This is a genomic window from Tenacibaculum sp. Cn5-46, from assembly GCF_022347705.1.
In the GTDB taxonomy this organism is placed as follows: Bacteria; Bacteroidota; Bacteroidia; order Flavobacteriales; family Flavobacteriaceae; genus Polaribacter; species Polaribacter aiptasiae.
The window spans coordinates 240,440-267,295 of sequence record NZ_JAKRGD010000003.1 but is presented as its reverse complement, the minus strand read 5'-3'; the positions used below and the strand labels follow the sequence as shown (position 1 = coordinate 267,295).

The following is a 26,856-nucleotide window of genomic DNA, read 5'->3' as shown; positions in this document are numbered from 1 at the left end:
TCTTTAATCCCTAAAAATAGAGTAATGAAATTTAGATTAGCACTAGCGTTTATAGTATTGTCAAGCTTTTACGCTACTTCACAAGAATTTTTTATAGTTAAGAACAGAGAGCTTTATGGTATAGTAAATGACAAAGGAATGGAGATAGTTTCGCCTAAATACCAAAGCATAGGAAATTTTGATGAGATAAAGAAAAATTGGGCAAAAGTAGAGCTTGAAGGTAAAGTAGGTTTTATTGATAAATCAGGAAAAGAAGTTGTAGAAGTTGTTTATGATTTTATAAGCGACTTTGGTAAGTATCATAAGGATTGGGCTTTAGTAAAAGAAAATTCATTTTATGGTTTTATAGATGGAAACGGAAATAAAATTGTTGATACTAAATTTGATGAAATACAAGAGTTTGATAAATACAAAAAAAATTGGGCTTTAGTAAAAATTAAAGATAAGTATGGTTTTATTGATAGCAAAGGAGATTTGGTAGTAATTCCAAAATACACCAAAATTGAAGAGTTTGGTACATACAGAAAAGGCTGGGCAAAAATTTGCGTTGATAATAAGAAGTATGGTTTTATAAATGAAAATGGTAGAGAAATTGTACCTCCTAATTACGATAGTGTAGAGTTTTTTAAAAAGAAACAAGGTGTAGTAACAGCTAAAAAATAAGCTTTTACAAGTTCACAAAATTAAACCTCATTTTAAATATAAAATGAGGTTTTTTTATGCTATTTATTTACTGTATAAGATTATTTATTTTTTGTTATAAAACCAAAAAGGAATCGTAATATCAGTAACTTGTATAGTATCTTTTTTTCGTATTCTTTTCCGTTTTAATCTCAAAATATGCTTTCCTTCAGTAAGCGTTTTGGTAGGAATATATGTTTCAAAACCTACTTGATTTTGTTTGTTTTTACTAATTAAGAAATCTGTATCATACAAAATAGTATCTATTTGAATTTTGTACATTTCATTTAAAGCTTCAACATATTTGATAGCCAAACTATCTCTTTTTTTACGTGAAATAGATCGTCCACTAGAGAATTGGATTCCTGTTTTAAAACCTCTTTTATCTTCTTTGGGTTTTAAAGAAGGAGTGTAGTTATATACTCTGTCTTCAACATTTTCATTAAAAACTTTAAAGAATTTGATATAAGGATCTGTAATTACCTTTGATTGAATACTAGCATTACTAACAAAATCATTTTCTTTAATTCTTAAATCTTCATATTCTCTATTATCAATGTATAAATTAGAGTTAAACTTTGTACTATCTATATAATTTGACTTTTGAAGTTTAACAGAATTGAAAATAGAGATTACTATATATATTGGAATTAAAAAGAAACTTATTCTTCGTGTAAATTTATTGTCTAGAAAATTGTAAACCAGAGGTCTATATAAGAAAGAGAGTGTTAGGTAACTAAATACCCAATAAAAAGGAAAATAAATTTTAGATAACCATTTTTTCTTTTTTAAATAGCCTTGTGTAATAAAATCAATAAACATAAAAATTGATCCGATTACTAAAAATAGCATTAAAACAATACCCAAGAATGTTCTAAAACCTTCAGGTAGTTTATCATTAGAAAAGATATAAGTAGCTACTAATATAAAGGAGACAAAAATAATTGTAAGTGAAATAACATAAAATATTAACAGAAAAGAAGTAGCAAATAATACACTACAATAATTTTCTAAAGTCGCTACATATTTATCAAAAGAAACAATTTTCTTTTTTAAGTAATTGGTGAAACGGTTATGATAATTTAATTCGTTAAACTCTATATCTCCAGAAATATACCGTAGCCCTAATGCACCAATCCATAAGCCTCTTAAAACAACATGAACAAGTAAGTTGAAAATAAGAATATAACAGGCAACTAATGCAACAAGTAATAATACAAAAGCATATATATGTTTATCGTTTTTAGCAGTCTCTACAGCAATTTTTATTTGAGGAAGCGCAGTAAATAAACCAAAAATTGCAAAACCAGAAATAATAAGTTCTAATTGCCAACTTTCTTGTTGTAGTTTGTCTAGCAGCTGTTTAAAACTTTTGTTTTTGTAGTCGTTACTCATAGTTATTTTTATTTCGTCTTAAAGGTACAGACTTTTTAAAAATAAAAAAACCACTTCAATTTGAAGTGGTTTATATATTGTTATTTTTAGTAAAGATTATTCATTATCTAATTTTTTGGTAAGATTGAATCCAATAAATAGTGCAGCACCAGCGCAAAGAAATATTGAAGAAATAAAGAAGACTTCTGTATCAATAGCGTTACTAGGCCTATTTTCCCAACCACCACTATATCCAAAGTTTGAACTTAATATAGCTCCTAACAAGACACCAACTCCAATACCCATAGCTAATAAAGCTAAGTTTAATATTATAACTCTACCAGTTAAAGTTGATTTTTTTCGTTCTCCTTGCATAAAAATTTTAGCATCTACTCCTTTTTCTATTAAAGCTAAACGTTCTTTATTTCTTGTTGAATAGAATAAATAAAAAACTCCAAATATTACTGCGAATAAGAACATAAATACAATTGCTACTTCCATATTATTTAATTTTAAAATGATTATTTTTAATGTGTTTGCAAGTATGACAGAGATGCTCTGAAAAAGGTTACAAAAAAAATAAAAAAAACTTTTTTTTTAATAATTGTAACCTTTTTTAATGGTGTACAGTCAAAGGATGAAATGACTATTAACAACGACCAAACATATATCGATAAAGTATTAAAAGGTGATACTAATGCATTTTCTATTTTAGTAGAAAAGTATAAGGGTATGATATTTACTTTGGCATTAAAAATGTTAAAGAGTAGAGAAGAAGCGGAAGAAATATCTCAAGATACTTTTATTAAAGCTTTTAAGAATCTAGATAGATTTAAAGGAGAAGCAAAATTTTCTACTTGGCTTTATAAAATAGGGTATAGAGCTTGTTTAGATAATTTAAAAAAGAATAAGACAAAGTATAATACTGATACTATAGATGAAATAACGATAAATAAAATAAAATCTACAGAAGGTATTTTAGAAGGTATAGAGAGGAAAGAACGAGCAGAAATTATAAATACTTGTATAATGAGTTTGCCAGAAGATGAGCGATCTATTTTGTGGATGTTTTATTTTGAAGAATTAAGTTTAAAGGAAATTATTGAGTTAACGGAATTTTCAGAATCTAATGTTAAAGTGAAATTACACAGAGCTAGAAAAAGATTGTTAACCATTGTAGAAAAAAAAGTAGAACCTGAATTAATTAAGCATTATGGGAGAAAATAAACATATAGAGGAGTTAGATGCTTTTGCAAAAAAGTATATACAAGAAATAGAAGTAGAACAGCCATCACTAGATTTCACATCTAACTTAATGAGTATTTTAGAGAAGGAAGAAAATGTTGCGCTATACAAAGCTACTCCTTTAATTTCTAAAAAGGTTTGGGCTATTCTTTTAAGTATTTTAACAATCAGTATTTTTTATGTATCAAAAGGAACATCTTTAAGTTGGATTAAAATGCCAAAGATTAAATTTGATTATTTTTCTAAACTTCAAACTTTTAATTTTTTAGAAGGAATTACAATTTCTAACACAGTATTGTATACTTGCTTCTTTTTTACATTAATGATTTTTGTACAAATTTATTATTTAAAAAATCACTTTACTAGGAATCTAAATATGTAACTATCTAACAAATCTTACTGCACTGATTTTTCCATTGGTAATTTCATAAATAGCAACAGCCTTAAACTCGTTACCATTTGCAGTTACAAGTTCTTCGTCAATAACTACGTTTCCTTTAACCACTCTATTAAGGATTTTACAATGTAGATCTTTTGTTTTTTCAAACATAGGAGCATAACGTTTTCTCATTTCCTCTATACCTTCGTAATCTAATTTGTTTGGATATGTATATACTTTTACATTTTTAGCATAAGGTTTTAAAAATGCATCAATATCTCTTTTATTATATCCATCTAGTTGCTCTTGTGCTAAAACTTTAGGAGAAATTTCAGCTACTAGTGCTAATTTATTACCTTGTTTATTAACCATTATTCTTGAAATATTATTAATGTTTTCATTTTTAAATCTATGAAATATAGACCATTGTTTATCCGTTTTTGGATTAAACTTTAAAATCATATTTTTAAATGCGGCAAGTATGGTTCCATTTGGTAGCCAACATACATCCTCGCTTGTTCCTGTTCTTGCAAGCTTTTTAGTTTCTTTTGTTAAAGGATTGAGTGACCAAATTTCCCATTGCGTTCCTCTTTTTTTCATAAAACTAACAAGATTGCTATTAGGAATTTTATGAAAAGAACGCCCAGTCTGATTAGTTATGTGAACATTTTTTTTCTTTTTTAAATCACTTATGAAAAGTTGAAGGCTATCGTTTACTATTACCGATGAAATAATTGTATTTTGGTTATACCACATTGGGTATGCAACAACGAAATCTTTGATTAATTTTTTAGAAGTTCCAGTTTTAAAGTCATATTGATAAAAACGTTGTAAACCATCTTTGTCTAGACGCACAGCAGAAATATTTTTAGAATTAGGAATACGTTGAGGAGAGTATTCACTGCCATTTGGGGTATTGCTTATAAAATCCTTCTTGCCAGAATTAATATCATATTTTAAAATATCAGTTTGTCCATTTCTATTAGAAGAAAATAGAATAGTATTTTCATCGTAAAAATGTGGCTGACTATCATATCCTTTATTATTGGAAATATTTTTACCGTTCGATACTATCCATTTATCATTTTCAGATTTTATATCAAATAAATGAACTTCAGTATTGATTTGAGCAAATGTATAAGAAGTAATGAATAGAGATATGAATAGCTTTTTCATGTATGTATAAATTTTGAGTTTTAAAAATACAAAATCCTCTTTTGAAAACTCAAAAGAGGATTTAAATTATATTGAAATTGAATTTTTATTTTTGAGATGCTATCCAAGCATTGATTTTATCTTCTAATAAAGCTAAAGGTATGCATCCTGTTTCTAACACTTGATTGTGGAATTCTCTAATATCGAATTTATCGCTTAATTCTTTTTTAGCTTTAGCACGTAATTCTCTAATTTTTAATTGACCAATTTTGTAAGATAGTGCTTGTCCTGGATTAGCCATATAACGCTCTATTTCTGAAATAATACTAGCTTCACCTTCTGCTTCATTGTCTAAAGAATATTGAATAGCTTTTTCACGAGACCAACCTTTAGCATGCATACCAGTATCAACAACTAAACGAATAGCACGGTGCATTTCCATACCCAACATTCCAAAATATTGATAAGGATCTGTATATAATCCTAATTCTTTACCTAAATTCTCAGTATATAACGCCCATCCTTCACCATAAGCACTGTACCATAAAGTTTTTCTAAAATCAGGTAAGTCTTTATTTTCTTGAGTTAGTGAAATTTGATAGTGATGCCCAGGAATAGCTTCGTGTAAAAATAAAGCTTCATCTGAAAAAACATTGTACTTCGAAGCGTCAGGAATAGGAGTGTAAAAAACACCTGGACGAGTTCCATCTAATGATCCTGGGTTATATTCAGCACTAGCAGATGCTTCTCTAAATTTCTCTGTTTGTTTTACCACAAAAGGAGTTTTTGGTTTATTACCAAATAACTTTTCTAATTGTGGCTTCATTTTTTCATGAATAGCATTGAAGTTATCGATAATCTCCTTTGGAGTTGTGTAAGGCATTAATTCTTTGTTTTCACGAACAAAATTGAAGAATTCTTTTAAACTACCTTTAAAACCAACTTGCTCCTTTACTTTTTCCATTTCAGTTAAAATACGAGCAACTTCTTTTAATCCTAACTCATGGATTTCATCAGCAGTCATATTTGTTGTCGTGTAGTTTTTAATAGAATGATCATAGTAAGCTTTTCCATTTGGAATATCCGATATCCCACTGCTTTCTCTTCCGGCTTTTAAATAATCTGTTTTTAAGAAGTTATACATTGATTTAAAAGAAGGTATTAGTTTGTCTTTTAATATACTTGTGTATGCTTCCGTTAAATGTTTTTTATCTTCATCCGAAAAGCTTTCAGGGAGTTTCTTTATTGGAGAATAAAATAAATTTTCTTCTACTTTTGCGGTAGCTAGCCCCTCAAATTGAGGAATAACTTTTTTAATTAAAGAAAGCGGAAGTACATATCCTTCTTTAATTCCTTGTTTCATTCTTTCTTCAGCTGAAATTAACCAAGTATTGTATTTGTTTAATCTGCTTAACCAATTTTCATAATCTTTAACTGTTTTAAAAGGCTGAGCACTGCTACCACTACCTAGTGTTCCCATTGTTAAATTAACAGTCCACATTTGGTTAATAGGCATTAATAAATCATTTTTAAAGCTATTTTGAGCTAATGCCATATCGCAATCCCAAGCTAAAACAGCTTTACTCATTTGCTGACTTTTTGTTAAATCGGCATCTTTAAAGTTGTTAAGTTTAGTTTTGTAAGAGTTGTAAAATTCATTACTTTTTGTCTGATATTCATCAGATAATGTATTTGGAAATTGGTCGTTAAAACGATTATCTCCAGCAAAAGTAGCATTAATAGGGTTTAACTGTAATTTACCTTCGTTATAATCTTTTAAAAGTTGATTAAACTCAGTATTTTCAGATACAACTTTTGTAACCACTTCCTTTTTTTCTTGTTTACAAGAAGCAAGTAATGTAGCAATAGTTACTATAGTTAAGAAGATTTTCTTCATGATTTTGTTTTTTGATTGCTAACAAATATACCAAAAAGAAAAGCCAAGAAAAGTTAAAAGGTTTTACTTTTTAACTTTTCTCATTATCAATATTTATAATATACGAAGCAACAATATCATTATTTATTTTTAAATGAACATCATGATTCCCATCTTTGGTTGGACAGTATTTAAAACTGATAAAATCATCTTTATTTTTTAAATCATAAATATTTAACTTCTTTTCTTTTTGATTAGATATACAGATTAATGATATCTTTTCTGAAAAATTATTATTTAACAACTTATACTTAAAAATTATGGGGACATTCTTATTTGTATTTATTTTCATTGTTACAGGAGTTAAAGGAGATATTTTATATTTAAATATTTCACCATAAACTATAGGAGCTTCGACAAATGATTTTTCAGTTAGTTCAGAAGAAAGTAGCCATTTTTTCTTTAAAGGATAGTGGCTTTTATTAAATAAATCAGGATGAGTTAAGAAATAACCATCGTTATAATCTTGTATGAACTGTCTTTTTTCATTCATATAACCGCTAGACCAAGTAGCATCACATAAATACCATTTTCCATCTAAATAGACAGCATTCCATGAATGATTTGGAATTTTTAAAGAGTTCATATTTGATGTAACTGTTCTACCGTAACCATCAATAATTCTACATTCAATATCAACTATATTTGCCATTTCTTTAATTAGATATGCATAGCCTGTACATATTGTTCTTTTTTTGTTAATTAATGTTTTAAAAACTTTTCCCTTATAAGTTTTATTCCAAAGATTTAAAGAAATACTGTCTTTTGTCAGTTTTTTTCTGTTTTGGATTACTTTTATATATATAGGATAATCAACTTTAATGTTATTTGAAATCCAACTATAAATAGCTCTAAACTTTTCAACATCAGAATTTAAATTATGAGTTAGCTTATAACAGAGAAGAGGAAGGTTTATTAAGTTTTCTCCATGATTTAGTTTAGCAATATTGTCGGCTTTTGTAAAATCTATATTGTTAAAATCAGAAACCTGTGATTGAATAATTTGTGAAAAAAGAATAAAAAATAAATAGAAAGTTTTTTTCATAGAACTTATTTAGATTTGAAGATTTTTTTTACAGAAACTTGACCTAATAGCATACAAGAATCAGATTTCATCTTTATTTTTAAATTAATTGTTGATTTGGAGTTTTTATTATCGATTATAACCTTTCGAGATTCTAAACCTATAAAGCTAAAAATTAATACATCACCTTTTTTTAATGGTTTAGGGAATATGAAGTTTCCGTCAAAATCAGTTTCTACACCAATGTTAGTTCCTTGTAAAAGAATGTTGACTCCCGGTAAAGTACCTCCTTCATCTGTAACAATTCCTTTTACTTGAATACCGCTTTTTTCTTTATTTTGAATAATTCTTTTTTTATTATCAAAAGAATCTTCTTTTTGAGCATAAAGAGAATTAAGTGAGAAAAATGAAATTAAAGAAAAAGCTATTGCACTAAAAAAAGTATGCTTTTTACTTTTACTAAAAGAAGTTGGGTAGTTTGTTAATTGACTTTTATTAAATTGGCCACAGATTTTTTTTGAGTTATTGTAGTTAATATAGTTGGAAATTTCTTTAGAGTTCATTTTAGAGAAATCGATGACTTCTTTTTTACAGGTTTCACAGAATCCGCCTAAAGATGTTGATTTGAATTGGTTGAAGTTTTCATAACAAGGTTTGTTAATACTTAAATTGAATTGATTTTTCATAATACTAATTTTTATGGGTTATATAATAATATCAAACCTAAAGTTTATTAAGATGGTAAAAAATCAATAATTAGTTAACAGCATTTTTTAATAAGTAAATTGACTCTTTTATTTAGATAAATAGAATAAAAAAAGGCTCTTCAATTAATTGAAGAGCCTTTTTTTTATGAAATAAAATTAATTATTTTGTTGTATCTGCTTTGTCAACAACAATACGGTTTTCACGGTTCGCAACTTCCCAAGCAGTATGGAAAACTAAACGAGCTCTATTCTCTAACATTTCATAATTAATTTTGTCAGGGGTATCCGTTGGTTGATGATAATCGGCATGCGTCCCATTAAAATAGAATATAATAGGAATGTTGTGTTTTGCGAAATTATAGTGGTCAGAACGATAGTAGAAACGATTAGGATCGTTTTCATCGTTATATTTATAATCTAAATCAATGTTTGTATATTTTTTATTCATTGCCTCAGATATATTATGTAATTCAGTACTTAATTTATCCGCACCAATTAAATAGACATAGTTAGGGTTTCCTTTATGACGCTCGTCAACTCTACCTACCATATCAATGTTTAAATTTGTAACTGTATTAGCTAAAGGAAAAATAGGATTTTCCGTGTAGTATTTTGAACCTAATAAACCTTTTTCTTCTCCTGTTACGTGCAAAAACAGTACAGAACGCTTAGGGCCTTTACCTGCATCTGCTGCTTTTTTAAAAGCTTCAGCGATTTCTAAAATAGCAACAGTACCAGAACCATCATCGTCTGCACCATTATAAATTTTTCCATTTTTAACACCTTCGTGATCTAAATGAGCAGAAATTACAACAATCTCATCAGGTTTTTCACTTCCTTTAATAAATGCAACAACGTTTTCAGAATCTTTCAACTTCATTCCACGACGATTGTTACTTAAGTATTCAGAAGGAACTTCTTGGAAATAATCATTACCACCTAGAGGAGATGCTATGCCAGTGTTTACATAAAAATCTTTTAAATATTTAACAGCTTTTTTCTGACCAGGTTCTCCTGTGTTACGACCTTCAAATTCATCAGAAGCATAAACAAATAAATGTTTCCCTAAATCTTTTGCTGTAATAGTTTTTGCAAATTTCTCAGCATAATCTATGTTTAAATCGCTATCAGTACTTGCAGTTTCTTTGCTAGCTCCACATGCTACAAGGGCAGCAGTACCTGCGACATAAAGTAATTTTCTCATTAATAATTTAATTAAAGTTTTAGTTTGATTAGTTTATTGATCACATAAATGTTATGTAAAGCCAAATTTAACTTTTCTTTATAATGAACTGTTCTAATGTTTTGTTAAAACTTATCAGTTCTTTTGGGAATAATTTTTCAAAAGCATTTTGATCAATCAGTTCTTTAGATTTTCCGCTATATATTTGTTTTTCAGATAGTAATATGAATTCGTCAGCTAATTGAATGGCTAAGTTTACTTCATGAGTAGAAATAATAATAGTTTTATTTGTGCTTTTAACTAGTTTTTTTAACAAAGAGAATACCTTAAATGTATGATGAATATCTAAATGAGCCGTAGGTTCATCTAAAATAATGATTTCAGTATCCTGAGCCAAAGCTCTTGCAATAAGTACGCGTTGTAATTGTCCGTCACTTAACTCGTGAAATAATTTATCTTTTAAGTGTGTTATTTCTGTTTGTTCTATAGCCCAAAGAATTTTTTTTAAATCGTTTTTAGATAATTTATCTATCCAATTTGTATAAGGTTGTCGACCTAGTGCTATTAGTTCAAAAACTGTTAATTGACTTTGTGGTAAACGTTCAGTCAAAACTAAACTTAAAGAGGTTGCTAGTTCCTGATAAGAGTAGCTGAGAATGTTTTTCTGATTAATTTCAATAGAACCATTTAATGGTTTTTGTACTTTAGAAAGTGTGCGTAGTAAAGTAGATTTACCAATTCCATTTTTACCCAATAAAGCAATAAATTTTCCTTTTTCTACAGATAAATTTATGTTTGATGCAATAGTAGTTTGCTTCTTTTTAGTTTGATAACCAATGGAAAGATTTTCGGTTTTAAGAACGATATGTTTTTTTTGATTGGTCAATTTTATACGTATATTTTCTTTTTTCTAATTAAAAGCCAAATTACAATAGGGGCTCCAAACAAAGAAGTGATAGCATTGATGGGTAAAGTAAATTCACTTGTAGGTAATTGAGCTATAGAGTCGCAAATTAGTAATATAATAGCTCCAATTAATGCTGAAGCTGGCAATAATGTTTTATGATTGGAAGTTGAAAAAAACATTTTTGCTATATGGGGTACAGCTAATCCAATAAAAGCTATAGGGCCAGAAAAAGCTGTAATAACTCCAGTTAATAGGCTTGTAATAAGTAAAATAATAGTTCTACTTCTTTTAATATTTATACCTAAGCTTTTAGCATAGTTTTCACCAAGTAAAAAACTATTTAGAGGTTTAATAACGGTAAATGTTCCTAAAATACCAATTCCATAAATTATACTAAAAACAGTAAGTTCGGTCCAGGTTAAATTTCCTAAACTTCCAAAACTCCAAAACATGTATTGTTGTATTTGTTCAGCTTCACTAAAATAAGATAGTACACTTATAACTGCTGAAGTTAAGGAGCCAAACATTAACCCAATTATAAGGATAGACATTGTATTTCGAACTCTATTGGCTGCGATAATAACTAAACTTAAAATTAAGAAAGATCCTAAGCTAGCAGCAACTGCAGTTCCCCAACTAGAAAAAGCAAGTACTGTAAGTAAATTACCAAATAAACCAGCACCTAAAATGAGTAGTGCAACCCCCAAACTAGCACCTGAAGAAATACCTAAAACAAAAGGCCCTGCTAAAGGATTTCTGAATAGAGTTTGCATTAATAGTCCACAAATAGATAATCCAGAACCAACCATTATTGCTGTAATAGCCTTAGGTAATCTAAAATTTAAAATGATAGTTTGCCAGCTATCTTTAGAGGCATTACCACCAGTTAATGAATTAAAAATATCTTTAAAAGGAATAGAAACAGAGCCTAAACTAATGTTTAAAAACAAAAAGAAGATGAGTAAAACAAATAGCAGTATAAAATATTGTGTATATGTTTTTTTACTCTTTATCATTTCTTTAAAAAATCAACAAGTTTTTGAATAGCTAAACCTCTATGACTGATTTTATTTTTCTCTTCAGAAGTCATTTGAGCAAAAGATAATTCATATCCTTCTGGTTGAAAAATTGGATCGTAACCAAAACCTTTTTCGCCTTGTTTTTGGGTTAAAATTTCTCCTTTACATATACCGTTAAATAAAAATTGCTCTCCATTTAAGTTTAAACAAATAGAAGTTCTGAATTGAGCTAATCTGTTGTTTTTACCGTCTAATTCAGTTAATAATTTTTGCATGTTATTTTCTGCATTAGCAGGTATACCAGAATAACGAGCAGAATATACACCTGGGGCTCCATTAAGGCTTTCAACTTCTAAACCAGTATCATCAGCAAAACAATTGAGCTTAAATTTTTGTGTAATATAATTAGCTTTTATAATTGCGTTTCCTTCTAAAGTAGTTGCAGTTTCTTCAATTTCATCAAAACAATTAATGTCTTTTAAAGAAAGTAACTCAATAGAATTTGGAAGCATTTTTTGTACTTCGGCTAGTTTATTTAAATTGTTTGTAGCGAAAACAAGTTTCATTTATTACGTATTTGTGTTAACAAATGTATCATTTTTTATCATCTTTGTAATTAATATTTGTAGTTTTTATAAAAATAGAGAAAAGGCTAGAGGTATTGTAAATAAAGGAAAGTCGTATAAATGTCGGGTCAAAATCAATTAAAAAGTTTCACCAAAAAGAAAATCAAAAGTAACATTGTATGAGAAATGAAAATTTACTTACCATGAAACAGCCAGAATTAGGAAAAAAGATTTTAGAGTTAAGAAAACAAAAAGGACTTACTCAAGAAGAACTAGTAGAAAAATGTAATATTAATGTACGAACTATTCAAAGAATAGAAGCAGGTGAAACAACTCCAAGGAGTTTTACAATAAAAACAATATTACAAGCATTAGATGCAGATATAAACAGTTTTAAAAAAGAAACTGAATTAACTTCCCAAGATCGAAAAGTATTGAATTTAGCTTGGGTATTTGGAATAGTATATTTTGTTTTTGGTTTTATAGAAACTATAGCTGATATATATCAATTTACAGAAGATACATCAACCTCAAATAAAGTAGTATACACTGCTGTTAAAGTAATTTCTTCTGCGGCTTTCGTAGTTTTCTTTACAGGATTTTTAAGAATAGCAAAAATGTATACTTATAAGTTATTAGAAATAGTAGTTTATGTTATGATGATTGCTTACGTAGTTTCAGAAATACACGATATATTCCTAATTAATTCATCTAATGAGACGATAGTTATAATAGGAATAGTAGAATTTATTGTTTTCGGAGCTATCCAGATTATTTTTGGATTAAGTTTATTAAGATTAAAAGATAAACTAGGAAGTTTCATTCAGGTAAATGCGATTATGGAAATAATAACAGGAGTTTGCTTAGCTACTATTGTTTTAGCTTCATTGGGGGCAGTTTTTTTAATTCCTACCACCATAATAGAAATAATTGTACTGTATAAATTAGCAAAAAAGTAGTTGTTGATTTAAAATTAAAGAATAAAAAAAGCGAAACTTGTTTTAAACAGGTTTCGCTTTTTTATGTTATTAAGAGTTGTTTAACCTTTTAATTTGTTTAACTCTGCTTTTTTAGCTTCTATTTCACTTTGAATTTTGCTTAAACGCTTTTCAATTTTGATAATAATAGATTCTTTACGAGAAATACTTTCTTTAGAAGTTGAAGGATCATTTTTGGCAGCTTCTAATTTTGCTTTCATTTTAGCTAAACCTTCTTTGCTACTACTTAAAATTTCTTCATTAATACTAATATCATCCTCTAAATCACTTATTAAAGTACTTTTTTCTTTAATAATAGATTTTTCTTCAGCTTTAATTTGATTGTCTAATTCTTTTAATTTCTCAGCTTGTAAACGTAATGCTTCTTGTTCTTTTAAATAAGCCATTTCTTTAGCCTTGCGTTCTTCTTCAAGCTTTTTACGGGCAGCTTCAAGTTGTTGTTTACGACTGGCTAAATCATTTTGACTATTATTAGCAGCTACTGAGTTTTTTGCTTCTTGGTTGGCTTGTCCTTTTTTAGAAGCATTTTTCTTAAGTTTTCTATCAAGTTTTCTGTTTAAAGAAGCTAAACCTTTTTTCTGACTTTCTATTTGAGCGTTTAACTTACTTAACCTCATTTGCATGTTTGCAACAATTCTTTCTTTTCTGTTAACATCTCTCTTTGTTGCTCTCTTACTTTTTTTGAAATCTTCTAAGTTAGCTTTTACACGTTTTAAAGCTTTAACACCACTAACTAAAATCTCTTCATTAGCACTAATTTGATTTTCTTTGTTTTTTATCTCAGTTTTTAGTTTTTTGATATCGTTTTGAGCAGAAATTTGCTGTAAACTAAAAAAATTCACAAAAAGGATAAAGGTTACTAAAAATTTTAAATTTTTCATTCTAATTATTTGTTGTAATTTTCTAGATATTTTTCAAGGGGCGACAAAATTATACTTTTTTTTACAATACCAAACACTTTATTAATGAATATATTAACCTTTTTTTGAAAGTTTTAAATCAAGATAAATAACTGTATTGGAGAATGTAAAATTATATTATTCATGATGATAAGGTTCATTTTTTAAAATAGTAAAACCACGATAAATTTGTTCAACTATAAATAAACGAATCATTTGATGAGAAAATGTCATTTTAGATAGCGATATTTTTCCTTGAGCTTTTTGATAAACAGCCTCAGAAAAACCATAAGGTCCACCAATTACAAGTACTATTTGTTTAATTCCTGAATTCATTTTCTTTTGGAGAAATTGTGAGAATTCAATAGAGGTAAAATGCTTTCCTTTATCATCAAGTAAAATAAGTTGATCCGTATTTTGAAGTTTCCCTAAAACTAACTGACCTTCCTTTTCTTTTTGCTGAGCTTCACTCAAGTTTTTAACATTTTTGATATCAGGGATAATTTCCAATTCAAATTTAACGTAATGTTTTAACCTTTTTTGATATTCATCAATAAGTTGAATTAGATTTTTATTATCGGTTTTACCAATAGCAAGTAATTTTATTTTCATTATTAATTGTTTCTAAAGACAAAATTAAATCAAAAAAAGACATTTTTTTATACTGATAAAAAACTTTTTTTAAATATCTTTATAATAGCTAATTGTTTGTTTATTAAAAAGTTAAAGAAAAAATGAAAGTACGTTTATTAAAAAAAACGTTACTTGTTTTGTCGATTTTATTCGTCACTTCATGTAACGAAGAAAGCCTAGTTGAAGAAAATAAAAGTTTAAAAGAATCCCCCGAAAAAATAGATTACTATAAGGATTGGATGAAAAACTTAGGAGATTATGATTTAGAAAAAATTATTGATGAAGAAGAAAAAAAGATGCTAAGTCGTAGTAGTACAGTACCAAAATCAGCAAAAAGAACTTCCGAAAAACCAATATTAGTACATTATATGCCTTGGTTTAGATCTTTAGATGTAGATGGAGTCTGGGGTCAACACTGGACTATGACCAATAAGAACCCAGATATTATTAATTCAGAAGGAGAAAGAGAAATAGCTTCACATTATTATCCGTTGATAGGACCATATTCTACAAAAGATAAAGACTTACAACAGTATCATTTATTATTAATGAAATTGGCAGGAGTTGATGGAGTAATTTTTGATTGGTATGGAAAAAGAGATGTATTAGATTTTGAAGAAATAAAACAAGGAATGGAAAGTTTTGTTTCGGAATTGGACAAAACTAATTTAGATTTTGCAGTGATGTACGAAGATAGAGTAGTGAGAGAACAAGCTAGGAGCTTAACACAATTGCAAATTAACCAAGCGATAGGAGACTTAAGATACATTGAGGATACATATTTATCCAAAGAAAATTATGTTCATATAGAGAATAATCCATTGTTAATGATTTTTGGACCTAGTTATATTGACGATCCTGTAGACTGGACCACTATTTTAAATTCAATAAATACTAATATGAGTTTGTTGTCATTATGGAATGCAACAAATACATTGGGTAGTGCTAACACATCTGGAGAATATGCATGGATCGATAGAAATCATTTAACTACATTATCAGGTTATTATTTGAATAATGTTGATTTTAATAGGGAAATTGTTGGAGGAGTAGCTTATCCAAGATTTGATGATTTTTATATAGAAGGAGGGTGGAAATCGCCAACAGATGATGATTGGAGCATAGATGGAAGAGGAATTGATGTGTTTAAAGAATCGTTTGACGAATCATTAAGACATCCTGTTGATTTTATTCAAATAGCTACATGGAATGATTTTGGAGAAGGAACACAAATAGAACCAACCAAAGAGCATGGTTTTTCTCATTTAGAATCATTACAAGAGTATACTCAGACGACATACAAAAAAGGAGATTTAAGAATACCATACTATATCTATAAATTAAGAAAACAGCATTCTAATAATTATATGGTAAAGTTTTTAATGGATGTGGCTCATTGGTATGCAATGAATAATAGACTGAAAAAAGCAAAGCGTTTAATATGTATTACCATCCATTATTTTGGAGGTAATTTTTCGTAATAATATTACACTTTGAACTTTTTATATAGTATTGCCTAATTCTTGATGAAAATAGTATTTTTACATCAAGAATTAGAGTACTATGATTTCAAAAGAACAATTTAATAAAGAGTTAGATTTAATTATAAAGAATGCAATAAGAGAAGATATAGGAGATGGTGATCATACTTCATTATCTTGTATACCATCTGATGCAACTGGAAAAGCAAAATTACTAGTAAAAGACAAAGGAATAATAGCAGGAGTAGAGTTTGCTAAAAAGGTTTTTAGTTATGTAGACGCAACCTTAGAGGTAGAAACATTAATCAATGATGGTGATGAAGTTGAATATGGAGACATTGTTTTTTATGTTTCAGGAAAATCACAATCTATTTTAATGGCAGAACGTTTAGTTTTAAATGCTATGCAACGTATGAGTGCTATTGCAACAAAAACTAAATTTTTTGCTAACTTATTAGAAGGAACAAAAACCAAAGTATTAGATACTCGTAAAACTACTCCAGGTATACGTGCATTGGAAAAATGGGCGGTAAAAATAGGTGGGGGAGAAAATCACCGATTTGCTTTATACGATATGGTTATGATTAAAGATAATCATATAGATTTTGCAGGGGGAATAACTCAAGCAATTACCAAAACTCAAAAGTACTTAGCGGAGAAAGATTTAGATATTAAAATTATAGTTGAAGCCCGTAGTTTGGAAGAAATTGAAGAAATTTTATCAAATGAAGGCGTGTACAGAATTTTAATAGATAACTTTAATTATGAAGATACACGTAAAGCTGTAGCGCTAATTGGTGATACATGTTTAACGGAATCTTCTGGTGGAATCAATGAAAAAACAATCAGGGAATATGCAGAATGTGGAGTTAATTTCATTTCATCAGGAGCTTTAACGCACTCTGTTTATAATTTAGATTTAAGCTTAAAAGCTGTAGATTAACAAATTGAATAAAGTACAAGAAACCTTGTAAATAGGTTTCAATAGTGTTAAAAGATTAAAAACTCAAGGATGTAATTATAAATTATGCTTGAGTTTTAATATGTTTGCTAAATATTATTAATATAAAATTCCCTTATCTCCAATGAAGAAAAAATTACGTATATTTTTTACATGTTTATTAATGTTTAGTTCCTGTTTTCAATTAATGAGTCAAAAAATTGATGTAGGAAGTAAAGCTGTTGATTTTACAGGATATGATGTGAAATCAAAAAAACGAATTAAATTATCTCAGTATAAGAATAAGAAGAATGTATTGTTAAACTTTACAGCTACATATTGTGGTCCTTGTTGGAAAACATATCCACATATGGATAAACTACAACAAAAATATCCTTCAGATTTAAAAGTAATTTCTGTGCACGGAGATGAAAAAAAGGATACTTGGTATAAAATTGCAAAACGTTTAAAAATAGATTTTAAGAGTGCAACGATTTGGAATGTTGACGAAAAAGAAAAAATAAAGAAGATTTACGATATAGACCAATACCCAGTTTTCTTTTTAATTGATAAAAAAGGAATTATTGTTGACAGATGGGTTGGTAATAAGAAAAAGTATATGGATTATTCAGTTAAATATTTAATTGAACCATAGTTTAATATTTTAGTAAAATCCTGTTTTGTAAAACTTTTTACAAATTAATAAATAGTTCAGTTTAACTTAAAATAAGTAAAATGAAAAAACATATAGTCATTGTTGCTGCGCTTACTTTTATGGTAAGTTGTAATACCAAAGAAACCAAAAAGGAAACTAAAGAAAATACTGATATGAGTGTGACTACAACAGATAATCCTTTGTTAGTAAAAAGTACATTAGATTATGGAGCACCAGATTTTACTAAAATAAAAGACGAGCATTTTATGCCTGCTATTTTAGAAGGTATGAAAGTGCAAAATGAAGAAATAGCTAAAATTGTTGAGAATAAAGAAGCTCCTACTTTTGAAAATACAATACTAGCTTTAGAAGAAAGTAGTAAAACATTAGATAATGTAACAGCAGTTTTTTATGCATTGGCAGGAGCTAATACAAACGATACAATTAAAGGTATTCAAAAAGAATTAGCACCGAAGTTTTCTAAACACAATGATGATATTTTATTAAATACAGAACTATTTGCTAAAATAAAAACAGTTTATAATGCATTAGATACTTTAAATTTAGATGAAGAATCTAAGCATTTAGTAAAAGAATATTACAAGAATTTTGTAAAAGCTGGAGCAAATTTATCAGAAGATAAAAAAGAAAAGTTAAAAGAGATTAATTCTGAAATAGCGAGTTTATCAAACGATTTTGGTAAAAAGTTATTAGATGCGAGTAAAAAAGGAGGAGTTGTAGTTGAAGATAAGGGGAAATTAAAAGGACTTTCAGAAGAAAAAATTAAATCCATAGAAAAAGATGGTAAATATGAAATCCAGTTAATTAATACAACACAACAACCATCATTACAAGCATTAGAGAATAGAGAAGTTCGTAAAGATTTATTTGAAAAATCAATTCACAGAACAGATGCTGGAGAATATAACACTAGCGATCTAGTAAAGAAAATGGTGTCTTTAAGAGCTGAAAAAGCTAAGATTTTAGGTTTTGATAATTATGCAAGTTGGAGCTTACAAGGAACAATGGCATCTACACCAGCTAAGGTTTTTGAAATGTTTAATGGATTAATTCCAGGATCATTAGAAAAAGTAGCTTCAGAAGTAAAAGAAATACAAGCAGAAATAAACAAAGAAGGAGGAGATTTTAAATTAACACCATACGATTGGAATCACTATGCAGAAAAGGTTCGTAAATCGAAGTATAATTTAAATGAAGAAGAAGTAAAGCCTTATTTCGAAGTAACAAATGTTTTAGAAAAAGGTGTTTTCTATGCTGCAACAAAGTTATATGGAATTACTTTTAAAAAGCGTACAGACATTCCAATATATCATCCAGATGTTGTAGTATATGAAATCTTCGAAGAGGATGGAAGTCCATTAGGGTTATATTATGGAGACTTCTTTGCAAGAGATAGTAAAAGAGGAGGAGCATGGATGAGTGCTTTTGTAAAGCAATCAAAACTAAGAGGACAAAAACCAGTAATTTACAATGTATGTAACTCACCAAAACCAGCAGAAGGAGAACCTGCTTTAATAAGTTTTGATGAAGTAGAAACAATGTTTCATGAGTTTGGACATGCGTTACATGGATTATTTGGAAATCAACAATATGCTTCAATTTCAGGAACAAGTACTTCGAGAGATTTTGTAGAGTTCCCATCACAGTTTAATGAAAATTGGGCAACACATCCAGAAGTATTAAACAATTACGCAGTACATTATAAAACAGGTGAAGTAATCCCTGCATCATTATTAAAAAAGATAAAAGATGCAGGAACGTTTAATCAAGGATATTCAATTATTGAAAACTTATGTTCTTCTAATTTAGATATGCAATGGCATACAATTTCAGTAGATGATAAAATAGAAGACGTAGCAAAATTTGAAGAAGAAGCATTAAGTAAAATGAAATTAAAAGTATCTGAGGTTCCACCAAGATACCGTTCAACATATTTTGCACATATATTTAGTGGAGGATATGCAGCAGGTTACTATTCATACTTATGGACAGAAATGTTAAGTCACGATGCATACGATTGGTTTAAAAACAATGGATTGTTAACACGTGAAAATGGACAAAAGTTCAGAGAACAAATCTTGTCAAAAGGAAATACAATGGATTATGCAGAAATGTATAAGACTTTTGCAGGAAGAGATCCAAAAGCAGCTCCGATGTTAAAAGCAAGAGGATTAAAATAAATGAACGATTATTTCGATAGCGAAACGTTTTCTAAAATTGATTTTAGTACAACCAAAATCAAAAAAGGAGAATATGACAATTGTACGTTTGAAAATTGTAACTTTGAAGGTATACATGCGTCTAATATTCAATTCTTAGAATGCGAGTTTATCGATTGTAATTTTAGCAATACTATTATAAAAGGCACTTCTCTAAAAGAAGTGTCTTTTGTGAATTGTAAAATGATTGGAGTAAAGTTTAATGAATGTGATCCATTTTTATTAGAGTTTAGTTTTAAAAATTGCCAGTTAAACTTTTCGTCATTTTATCAGTTAAAAGTTCCTAAAACAAAATTTATAAATTGTAATTTACAAGAGGTAGATTTTACAGAAGGAGATTTACATCAGTCTACTTTTGAAAATTGCGATTTAAAAGGAACAATTTTTGAAAAAACAGTTATAGAAAAAGCAGATTTTAGGTCAGCAAAAAACTTTTCAATCGATCCAGAAAACAATCGATTAAAAGGAGCAAAATTTTCATTAGAAAACAGTGTTGGTCTATTACGGAAGTATAATATAGTTATTGAATGACTAAATTAATTGAAGATAAGTTAAAGAAAGTACCAGTATTAAATTTATTGGTGGCCTTTGGGAAAAAAATAAAAATTCCCGGCCTAGAAGGAATGTCCTTATACGACGTATTAGAAATGTACATAATAGGTATTGTAAAAGGAGCTTTGACAACAAGAGCAGGAGGAGTTGCTTTTAGTTTTTTTATGGCAATATTTCCATTTATGCTATTCATACTATCTCTTATACCTTACATTCCAATAGATGGTTTTCAAGACAATCTTTTTAGTTTAATTCAAGAAATGTTACCACCCAAAACATTTGATGCTGTAGCAATTGTATTAAAAGATATTGTAAATAATCAGTATAGTGGATTATTATCTTTTGGTTTTTTAGCTTCTATTTTTCTAATGACCAATGGTGTAAATGCCATTTTTGGAGGTTTTGAATATTCGTATCATGTAAAAGAAATGAGAAGTGTATTTAGAGCATATTTCATTTCATTAGGAGTTTCATTATTAATGTCACTTTTCTTAATTGTAACTGTAGTTTTAATTATTTTTTATCAATTAGCATTAGCAAGAATAGACCAAGCAGGTTGGTTAAACACAGCAGATTTGAACTTATTTTACTGGGGACGAGGATTACTATTCTTATTAATGATTTTTACCATTGTATCCTTATTATTTAGATTTGGTACTAAACAAGGAAAGGAAGTAAAATTCTTTTCACCAGGAGCAATATTAACTACTATATTATCATTATTCACATTCTACTTATTTGGAATATATGTAGTAAAATTTGCAACTTATAACAAATTATATGGATCGATAGGAACATTATTGGTCTTAATGTTGTTTGTTTGGTTAAATGCTATTATACTACTTTTAGGCTTTGAATTGAACGCTTCTATTTATCGATTAAAACGAAGAAATAAAACTTCATAATTATCCTATAAATTCAGATATTTGCGCTTGCAGAAGAACAAGGTAGTTTTTCTGTTAACAAGTAATATCTAAATTTAGAATTCATAATTCATATGAAACCAAGTATACCAAAAGGAACAAGAGATTTTTCATCAAGTGAAGTAGCCAAAAGAAATTATATTTTTAATATAATAAGACATTCGTTTGAAAACTTTGGATTTCAACCAATTGAAACACCAAGTTTTGAAAACTCTTCAACTTTAATGGGAAAGTATGGAGAAGAAGGAGATCGATTAATTTTTAAGATCTTAAATTCTGGTGATTATTTAAAAAAGGCTGATGAAACTTTGTTAGCAGATAAGAATAGTAAAAAGTTAACATCACAAATTTCAGAAAAAGCACTTCGTTACGATTTAACTGTGCCATTTGCACGTTATGTAGTACAGCACCAAAACGATATTACTTTTCCGTTTAAACGCTATCAAATACAACCAGTTTGGAGAGCAGATCGTCCACAAAAAGGACGTTTTAGAGAGTTTTATCAATGTGATGCCGATGTGGTTGGAAGTAAATCCTTAGTACAAGAAGTAGAGTTTGTACAATTATACGATACTGTTTTTAGTAAGTTAGGATTGCTAGGAACGACTATCAAAATCAATAATAGAAAAATATTATCAGGTATTGCAGAAGTAATTGGAGCATCTGATAAATTAATAGATTTTACAGTAGCTTTAGATAAGTTAGATAAAATAGGAAAAGAAGGAGTTGTTAAAGAAATGCTTGAAAAAGGAATTTCTGAAGCAGCTATTGAAAAAGTAGATCCATTATTTAATTTTTCAGGTACTAATCAAGATAAGTTAGCATCATTAGAAGAGATGTTAAAAGACTCTGAAGAAGGAATTCAAGGAGTAAATGACTTACGTACAGTAGTAAATATGATTGAAGAGTTAGGGTTAACATCAGCTACTTTGGAGTTGGATGTAACACTAGCACGTGGATTGAATTACTATACAGGAGCTATTTATGAAGTAGCAGCACCAAAAGGTGTCAAAATGGGATCTATCGGTGGTGGAGGTCGTTATGACGACTTGACAGGAATTTTTGGACTAAAAGATGTAAGTGGAGTTGGAATTTCTTTTGGGTTAGATCGTATCTATCTAGTTATGGAAGAACTGAATTTATTTGAGGCAGTAGAATTACCTAAGCCAAAAGTATTATTCATAAATTTTGATGAAAGTCAGAGTTTATCTAAGATTAAAGCGATTAAGGAGTTAAGAAATAACAACATAAAATCTGAATTATATCCAGATGTAGCTGGAAGTATTAAACAACAAAAGAAACAATGGAAGTATGCTACGAATAGAGAAATTGATTTTGTAGTAACAGATATAGAAAACGGTACACTTGTTGTTAAAAATATGAAGGCAGGAGAACAATTTAATTGTACTGTCAACGAATTGATTAACAAACTACAGTAAATTAACAACATTATATTGTAAATTTGCGCCTTAATAACAGAAAGAAATGTTTGAAGTGAATAACAACAAAATGAATGACGAAAGAATAGATGAGATCGGGGAGAACCACGTAGGTACCTCAGCTCAAACTCCATTAAGAGCAGACGCTTTTGATATTTCGGATAAAGAAAAAATAGAAAAAATACAGGAAAGTGTTAAAGATATTCTAGAAACTTTAGGAATGGATTTAACAGATGATAGTATGCAAGGAACTCCTAAAAGAGTAGCTAAAGCTTTTGTCAATGAATTATTCATGGGGTTAAACCCAAAGAACAAACCTGCTGCATCTACTTTTGATAATACATATAAGTACGGTGAAATGCTAGTAGAAAAAAATATCATTGTATATTCTACTTGTGAGCACCACTTATTGCCAATTATAGGAAGAGCACATGTGGCTTATATTTCAAAAGGAAAAGTTATTGGTTTATCTAAAATGAACCGTATTGTTGAGTATTATGCTAAACGTCCACAAGTACAAGAACGTTTAACAATGCAAGTAGTGCAGGCAATGCAAGAAGCTTTAGGAACAGATGATGTTGCTTGTGTTATTGATGCAAAACATTTATGTGTAAATTCTAGAGGAATTAAAGATATAGAAAGTAGTACAGTAACAGCTGAGTTTGGTGGAGCATTTAAAAACAAAGAAACTAAACGTGAGTTCTTAGACTATATAAAATTGAATACTGACTTCCAATAGTAAAAAAGTCTTTACAAATATTTAAAAAACTCTCAACTTTTAAAGTTGAGAGTTTTTTGTTTTAGTATAGTTTGATAATAGCTTAATATAAAAGGAAAGTAGGCATAATAAAATCCTTTTAGCCTCATTTATAAATTAACAGCTATTTACAATAAATTAAAGTTTACTTTCTTCACTTAACAATTCTATTACGCTAAAATAGCTTTCTCTAAAAGTTTTCTTAATATTAAAAAGTTTACAAATAGTAAAATTATATGGTGATTTGTAGTGATTAAATTTAACTATTGTAAAACTAAACAAAATGAATTATTTAAAACTTTTATTAAGTACAATACTTGTTCTTTTTATAAGTACTGCTGTTTTAGCACAAAAATCTACCATTACTGGGGTAGTTAGCGATGGAAGTTATCCACTTCCAGGAGCTAGTGTTGTAGTTGTAGGAACTACAAAAGGAGTAAATACAGATATTGATGGAAACTTTGTCTTGAGTAAAGTCGATATTGGAGAAATCGAATTGGAAATATCATATATAGGTTTTCAAACAAAAAAAGTAAAAGTATCCTTAGAGGAAGGAGTTCAAAAAAATATAGGAGTTGTAGCATTAATTTCTTCTTCACAAGAATTAGATGAAGTAATTATTAGTGGTGGTACACGAAGAAATAGCGAAGCTAAAGCATTAAGTATTCAAAAGAAATCGATGAGTATTATGAATGTTATTGCAGCTGATGGTATAGGTAAATTACCAGATCGTAATGCTGCAGAAACTGTACAACGTATTCAAGGATTATCTATAGAAAGAGATCAAGGTGAAGGACGTTTTGTATCGGTAAGAGGATTGCCACCATTTTGGACATCTACCACTATTAACGGAAATAGAATTCCAACTGCTGAAGAAGAAACTACTTCAAGAGCTACAGCATTCGATTTTTTTCCTTCAGAATTAATATCATATGTGCAAGCTGCAAAAGCATTTACTCCCGATATGGAAGCAGATGGAATTGGAGGAGGAGTAAATTTTATAACGCAAACGGCTCCTACTAAACAAATTTTAAGTATAAACGTTGGAGGAGGTTATAACGATAAATCTGGAAAACCAATTTATAACGCGTCGTTAACTTATGGTAATAAAAGTAAGGATGGAAAGTTTGGTTTTATTATCAATGGATCTTATTGGAATAGAAACTGGGGAACAGATAATTTTGAAGCTCGTAGAAAAGGGGATGAAGGAGTGTTTAGAATGGAGTTAAGAGACTATAATGGTGTAAGAATAACAACAGGTTTAAATGGAGCTATGGAATATAATTTTACACCAGATCATAAAATGTACTTTAGAGGGGTTTATGGTACGTTATCAGATACAGAAACACATTACAAGCATAGAGTTCGTTTTGATAAATTCGATTCAAGTACCAATACAGCTAGAGTAGAATTACAAAATATTTATAATGAACTTATTACAGAAATGTTTGGTGGAGAGCTAGGAGGAAAGCATTCATTAACAAATGGTAAGCTTGATTGGAGTATTGCTTCTTATTCAAATGAATTTAGATATGGAAACATTCCTACAGCAAAAGATAAAAGTTATTATGTAGTTAAGTTTAAACAAGATGGTATTGGTATAAAACCAACATACTTAGATAATAGACCAACAGCCAATGGAGGAGCAGGAGATGATAGAGCATATTGGAAAGCAGATGGAGGTTTGTTAGACTATAATGATACAGACGCCTTATTTGGTTTCTTTAGTGACCCAAATTTTAAAATGGATGCAACACAAATGTCTTTTTCTGATTTAGAGTTATATAAAATTTCAATTAAAGAGCGAGATAATATTGTAGCTGCCTTAAATTATGAACATACTGTAAACGATAATTTTAAAATTAAAGTAGGAACAAAGTTTAGAGATAAAGATCGTAGAGCAACATTTGAAGATTTGTATTATGGATGGTCAGGAGCAGGAGCTACCCCAGTTTTATCAGATTATTCACAGTATTTAATGAATCAACCAGGGAAGGCAGATTTCTTAAAAGAAATGGGGTCTAATATTCAATCAACATTTAGTCCAGTGTTATCTCAAGCTGGAATGAAAAACTTTTGGATAACAAACCAAGCTAATTTATCAGTTTTACCGGGAGATTCATCAGCCTTACAATTTAATAGTGGTTTAGGTAGAAACTTCAATGTAGATGAAACTCATTTATCATTCTATGGTATGGGAACTTTAAAAGCGTCTGAACAATGGACTATTTTAGGAGGTTTAAGAGCTACAAAAACAGAAACAAAAGTAGATGGGTATGTTGTTGAAAACAATGTTTTAACCAAAGCCATGAATACGAAAAGTTATTGGGCAGTATTACCAATGTTACATATTAAATATTCTCCAAAAAAGGATATGAATATTCGTTTTGCAGCTACAAGAAGTTTTTCAAGGCCAAATTTTGGAGACATTTCACCATCTGGAACTTTTATTTCTTTCGACAATGAATTTAAAGGAGGGAATCCAAACTTAAATCCAACATTTTCATGGAATTTCGATTTGTTAGGAGAGTATTATTTTAAAAATGTAGGAGTAATCAATGCAGGTTTTTTCTATAAATCAATAAAAGATCCAGTATTTAATGATACTTATCAAGGAACTTATAATGGACAAGCGGGAGTGGAATTTAGTACACCAACAAACGGTGCTGACGCTTGGATTGCAGGTATGGAATTAGGAATAAATAAGCGTTTTGATTTCTTACCAGGTTTCTTAAAATACTTTGGAACACAAGTAAATGTAACATTTATGGATTCTGAGATGACAAAGCCAAGTGGTAGAAAAGTATCTACTCCATACCAAGCAGGAACTTTATTTAATGCTCAATTGTTCTTTGAAAAAGGAGGTTTTAATACAAGATTAGCATTCAATCATAAAGGAAGCTATGCTATTGGATTTGGAGAAAGAGATATCGATGATGTGTATTATGGAACTTACAATACCTTAGATTTTTCTGCATCGTATCAAATAGGGAAAAATTGGACTATTTATACTGATGTAAATAACATTTTAAACAATCCTCTAATTTATCACTATGGGAAAACAGAGGATCGTCCTAAACAAGTAGAATACTACGGTATTAAAGGAAATATTGGTGTGAAGTTTAGTCTATAAGCTATGAGTGAAGATTTGAATTAAATGCAA

General features: G+C 28.8%; 25 protein-coding genes. 13 read left to right on the top strand and 12 right to left on the bottom strand.

The window, feature by feature from the left end; translation table 11 throughout:
• Positions 1-24 precede the first annotated feature (24 nt).
• A complete protein-coding gene (locus MHN29_RS07905) occupies positions 25-663 on the top strand; it encodes a WG repeat-containing protein (RefSeq protein WP_235273973.1) in 639 nt (212 codons plus the stop codon).
• An 84-nt stretch (positions 664-747) separates the two neighbouring features.
• Here MHN29_RS07905 and MHN29_RS07900 read toward each other — a convergent pair whose 3' ends face one another.
• Both MHN29_RS07900 and MHN29_RS07895 read right to left on the bottom strand, forming a co-directional pair.
• On the bottom strand, positions 748-2,076 hold the full coding sequence (locus MHN29_RS07900; RefSeq protein ID WP_235273972.1) for a hypothetical protein: 1,329 nt from the start codon (positions 2,074-2,076) through the stop codon (positions 748-750).
• Positions 2,077-2,172: 96 nt separating this feature from the next.
• The gene (locus MHN29_RS07895) at positions 2,173-2,556 is read right to left on the bottom strand and encodes a DUF6249 domain-containing protein (RefSeq protein ID WP_235273971.1); all 384 of its coding nucleotides are present in this window, start codon (positions 2,554-2,556) and stop codon (positions 2,173-2,175) included.
• Between the two features lie 141 nt (positions 2,557-2,697).
• Between MHN29_RS07895 and MHN29_RS07890 the strand changes: the two genes are divergently transcribed.
• Both MHN29_RS07890 and MHN29_RS07885 read left to right on the top strand, forming a co-directional pair.
• Positions 2,698-3,282 carry an RNA polymerase sigma factor gene (locus tag MHN29_RS07890; protein ID WP_235273970.1) on the top strand — a complete coding sequence of 195 codons (585 nt, stop codon included), beginning with the start codon at positions 2,698-2,700 and terminating at the stop codon, positions 3,280-3,282.
• Positions 3,269-3,682, top strand: coding sequence for a hypothetical protein (locus MHN29_RS07885; RefSeq protein ID WP_235273969.1), 414 nt, complete (start codon positions 3,269-3,271; stop codon positions 3,680-3,682). The genes MHN29_RS07890 and MHN29_RS07885 overlap by 14 nt, the downstream gene beginning before the upstream one ends.
• Here the strand turns inward: MHN29_RS07885 and MHN29_RS07880 are convergent, their stop codons facing one another.
• The 8 genes from MHN29_RS07880 to MHN29_RS07845 form a co-directional block, all read right to left on the bottom strand.
• Positions 3,683-4,855: a nuclear transport factor 2 family protein gene (locus MHN29_RS07880; RefSeq protein ID WP_235273968.1), complete on the bottom strand. Its 1,173-nt coding sequence runs from the start codon at positions 4,853-4,855 to the stop codon at positions 3,683-3,685.
• 85 nt (positions 4,856-4,940) lie between these two features.
• The gene (locus tag MHN29_RS07875) at positions 4,941-6,731 is read right to left on the bottom strand and encodes a DUF885 family protein (RefSeq protein ID WP_235273967.1); all 1,791 of its coding nucleotides are present in this window, start codon (positions 6,729-6,731) and stop codon (positions 4,941-4,943) included.
• A gap of 70 nt (positions 6,732-6,801) precedes the next feature.
• The gene (locus tag MHN29_RS07870; RefSeq protein ID WP_235273966.1) at positions 6,802-7,815 is read right to left on the bottom strand and encodes a transglutaminase domain-containing protein; all 1,014 of its coding nucleotides are present in this window, start codon (positions 7,813-7,815) and stop codon (positions 6,802-6,804) included.
• A gap of 5 nt (positions 7,816-7,820) precedes the next feature.
• Positions 7,821-8,480 carry a carboxypeptidase-like regulatory domain-containing protein gene (locus MHN29_RS07865; RefSeq protein ID WP_235273965.1) on the bottom strand — a complete coding sequence of 220 codons (660 nt, stop codon included), beginning with the start codon at positions 8,478-8,480 and terminating at the stop codon, positions 7,821-7,823.
• A gap of 181 nt (positions 8,481-8,661) precedes the next feature.
• Positions 8,662-9,705 (bottom strand): M28 family metallopeptidase, encoded by a 1,044-nt coding sequence (locus tag MHN29_RS07860; protein WP_235273964.1) that lies wholly within the window; start codon positions 9,703-9,705, stop codon positions 8,662-8,664.
• A 67-nt stretch (positions 9,706-9,772) separates the two neighbouring features.
• Positions 9,773-10,570 (bottom strand): ABC transporter ATP-binding protein, encoded by a 798-nt coding sequence (locus MHN29_RS07855; RefSeq protein WP_235273963.1) that lies wholly within the window; start codon positions 10,568-10,570, stop codon positions 9,773-9,775.
• A gap of 2 nt (positions 10,571-10,572) precedes the next feature.
• Positions 10,573-11,607, bottom strand: coding sequence for an iron ABC transporter permease (locus MHN29_RS07850; protein WP_235273962.1), 1,035 nt, complete (start codon positions 11,605-11,607; stop codon positions 10,573-10,575).
• The gene (locus MHN29_RS07845; RefSeq protein WP_235273961.1) at positions 11,604-12,176 is read right to left on the bottom strand and encodes a non-canonical purine NTP diphosphatase; all 573 of its coding nucleotides are present in this window, start codon (positions 12,174-12,176) and stop codon (positions 11,604-11,606) included. The genes MHN29_RS07850 and MHN29_RS07845 overlap by 4 nt, the downstream gene beginning before the upstream one ends.
• A 179-nt stretch (positions 12,177-12,355) precedes the next feature.
• On the opposite strand from MHN29_RS07845, the gene MHN29_RS07840 reads away from it, so the two are divergent.
• Positions 12,356-13,135: a helix-turn-helix domain-containing protein gene (locus MHN29_RS07840; protein WP_235273960.1), complete on the top strand. Its 780-nt coding sequence runs from the start codon at positions 12,356-12,358 to the stop codon at positions 13,133-13,135.
• Between the two features lie 80 nt (positions 13,136-13,215).
• Here the strand turns inward: MHN29_RS07840 and MHN29_RS07835 are convergent, their stop codons facing one another.
• Positions 13,216-14,055: a hypothetical protein gene (locus tag MHN29_RS07835; protein WP_235273959.1), complete on the bottom strand. Its 840-nt coding sequence runs from the start codon at positions 14,053-14,055 to the stop codon at positions 13,216-13,218.
• Between the two features lie 156 nt (positions 14,056-14,211).
• Positions 14,212-14,685, bottom strand: a complete 474-nt coding sequence (rlmH, locus tag MHN29_RS07830; protein WP_235273958.1) for a 23S rRNA (pseudouridine(1915)-N(3))-methyltransferase RlmH — start codon at positions 14,683-14,685, stop codon at positions 14,212-14,214.
• A gap of 158 nt (positions 14,686-14,843) precedes the next feature.
• Here rlmH and MHN29_RS07825 point away from each other — a divergent pair, with 158 nt between their 5' ends.
• The 9 genes from MHN29_RS07825 to MHN29_RS07785 all read left to right on the top strand — a co-directional run bounded on the left by MHN29_RS07825 (position 14,844) and on the right by MHN29_RS07785 (position 26,826).
• Positions 14,844-16,187, top strand: coding sequence for a glycoside hydrolase family 71/99-like protein (locus MHN29_RS07825; protein ID WP_235273957.1), 1,344 nt, complete (start codon positions 14,844-14,846; stop codon positions 16,185-16,187).
• Between the two features lie 82 nt (positions 16,188-16,269).
• Positions 16,270-17,130 (top strand): carboxylating nicotinate-nucleotide diphosphorylase, encoded by an 861-nt coding sequence (nadC, locus tag MHN29_RS07820; RefSeq protein ID WP_235273956.1) that lies wholly within the window; start codon positions 16,270-16,272, stop codon positions 17,128-17,130.
• A 205-nt stretch (positions 17,131-17,335) separates the two neighbouring features.
• Positions 17,336-17,782 (top strand): TlpA disulfide reductase family protein, encoded by a 447-nt coding sequence (locus MHN29_RS07815; RefSeq protein WP_175578667.1) that lies wholly within the window; start codon positions 17,336-17,338, stop codon positions 17,780-17,782.
• Between the two features lie 80 nt (positions 17,783-17,862).
• The gene (locus tag MHN29_RS07810) at positions 17,863-19,983 is read left to right on the top strand and encodes a M3 family metallopeptidase (RefSeq protein WP_235273955.1); all 2,121 of its coding nucleotides are present in this window, start codon (positions 17,863-17,865) and stop codon (positions 19,981-19,983) included.
• Positions 19,984-20,553, top strand: coding sequence for a pentapeptide repeat-containing protein (locus MHN29_RS07805; RefSeq protein WP_235273954.1), 570 nt, complete (start codon positions 19,984-19,986; stop codon positions 20,551-20,553). It abuts the gene before it with no gap.
• On the top strand, positions 20,550-21,479 hold the full coding sequence (locus tag MHN29_RS07800; RefSeq protein WP_235273953.1) for a YihY/virulence factor BrkB family protein: 930 nt from the start codon (positions 20,550-20,552) through the stop codon (positions 21,477-21,479). The genes MHN29_RS07805 and MHN29_RS07800 overlap by 4 nt, the downstream gene beginning before the upstream one ends.
• Positions 21,480-21,571: 92 nt before the next feature.
• Positions 21,572-22,936, top strand: coding sequence for a histidine--tRNA ligase (gene hisS, locus MHN29_RS07795; protein ID WP_235273952.1), 1,365 nt, complete (start codon positions 21,572-21,574; stop codon positions 22,934-22,936).
• Between the two features lie 46 nt (positions 22,937-22,982).
• Positions 22,983-23,675 (top strand): GTP cyclohydrolase I FolE, encoded by a 693-nt coding sequence (folE, locus tag MHN29_RS07790; RefSeq protein ID WP_150899102.1) that lies wholly within the window; start codon positions 22,983-22,985, stop codon positions 23,673-23,675.
• 301 nt (positions 23,676-23,976) lie between these two features.
• Positions 23,977-26,826 (top strand): TonB-dependent receptor, encoded by a 2,850-nt coding sequence (locus MHN29_RS07785; protein ID WP_235273951.1) that lies wholly within the window; start codon positions 23,977-23,979, stop codon positions 26,824-26,826.
• The last annotated feature ends 30 nt before the right edge of the window (positions 26,827-26,856 follow it).